The 1,755-nt window shown below is 67.2% G+C and carries 1 protein-coding gene and 1 pseudogene; both read right to left on the reverse strand.

All coding sequences use genetic code 11. From position 1 onward, the window contains the following. On the reverse strand, window positions 1-536 hold a 536-nt coding region (locus tag ACWDTP_RS38335; protein ID WP_450028425.1), incomplete at its 3' end, for an NAD(P)-binding protein. Continuing rightward, window positions 529-1,713 (reverse strand): annotated as a pseudogene (locus tag ACWDTP_RS38340) (GltB/FmdC/FwdC-like GXGXG domain-containing protein); the annotation flags it as partial. The pseudogene ACWDTP_RS38340 and the gene ACWDTP_RS38335, both read right to left, overlap by 8 nt. Window positions 1,714-1,755 lie beyond the last annotated feature (42 nt).

The raw sequence follows: 1,755 nt of genomic DNA on the forward strand, positions 1-1,755 counted from the left end.
ATCCGGTCGGCCCGCTCGAACACCGTGACGGTGTGGCCGGCCCGGGTGAGCTGCTGGGCGGCGGCCAGACCGGCCGGCCCGGACCCGACGACCGCGACCTTCTTGCCGGTCTGCACATCGGGCAGCTTGGGGACCACCCAGCCCTCGTCGAAGGCGTTGTCGATGATCTCGACCTCGACCTGCTTGATGGTGACCGGATCCTGGTTGATCCCGAGCACACAGGACGACTCGCACGGCGCCGGGCACAGCCGCCCGGTGAACTCCGGGAAGTTGTTGGTCGCGTGCAGCCGTTCGATCGCGTCGCGCCACCGGTCCCGGTACACCAGATCGTTCCACTCCGGGATCAGATTCCCGAGCGGGCAACCGTTGTGGCAGAACGGAATACCGCAGTCCATGCATCGGGATGCCTGGCCGCGCAGGACGTCGTGGGAGAAGTCTTCGTAGACCTCTTTCCAGTCCTTGAGCCGCAGCGGCACCGGCCTGCGCTGCGGGAGCTCGCGAGAGGTGGTCTTGAGGAAGCCGCGCGGATCAGCCATTGGCCGCCGCCATGATCGCCTCGTTCACGTTCTCGCCGGCTCGTTCGGCCTCGGCGATGGCGGCCAGCACGCGCTTGTAGTCGCGCGGCATGACCTTGGCAAAATGCTTCACCTCGTTGTCCCAATCAGACAGGATGCGTTGTCCCACGGTCGAATCCGTCGCGTCGACGTGCGCGGCGACGATCCCCCGGAGCCATTCGGCATCGGACTCCTCGACGGCCTCGATGGCCACCATCTCGGCGTTGAGATTCTCGGCCAGCGAGCCCGCCGCGTCGTAGACGTAGGCGATACCGCCCGACATCCCCGCGGCGAAGTTGCGGCCGGTGGGGCCGAGGATGACCACCCGGCCGCCGGTCATGTACTCACAGCCGTGATCGCCGACCCCCTCCACCACCGCGTGCGCGCCGGAATTGCGGACCGCGAACCGCTCGCCCACCTGGCCGCGCAGGAAGGCCTCGCCGCTGGTGGCGCCGAACAGGATCACGTTGCCCGCGATGATGTTGTCCTCGGCGGCGAACTCGTCGGGGGCCTCGTCGGCGGGGCGCACCACGATGCGCCCACCCGACAGACCCTTGCCGACGTAGTCGTTGGCGTCGCCGTACACCCGCAGCGTGATCCCCTTCGGCACGAACGCGCCGAAGCTGTTGCCCGCCGACCCTTCGAAGGTGATGTCGATCGTTCCGTCGGCAAGCCCCTGCCCGCCATGGGCTTTGGTGACCTCGTGGCCGAGCATGGTACCGACCGTCCGGTTGACATTGGTGATCTTCGTCGCGAAGCGGACCGGAACGCCACTGTCGAGGGCCTCGCGGCTCTGCACGATCAGCTGCTGGTCCAGCGCCTTGTCCAGGCCGTGGTCCTGTCGTGAGCTGCAGTACAGGTCCTGGTTCATGAACGCCGATTCCGGCTCGTAGAGCACCGGCGAGAGGTCGAGCTTGTGTGCCTTCCAGTGCTCGGCCGCGCGGGTGGTGTCCAGCATGCCGACCTGGCCGACCATCTCGTTGACGGTTCGGAAGCCCAGCTGCGCCATGAGTTCCCGGACTTCCTCGGCGATGAACATGAAGAAGTTCTCCACGAATTCCGGTTTGCCGTTGAACCGTTCGCGCAGCACCGGGTTCTGGGTGGCCACGCCCACCGGGCAGGTGTCGAGGTGGCAGACCCGCATCATGATCGCCGACGCCGGCGACACCACCTATCTCAACCCGGCCGGGCAGTCCTGGGC

The organism is Mycobacterium sp. NPDC003449, from assembly GCF_053588415.1.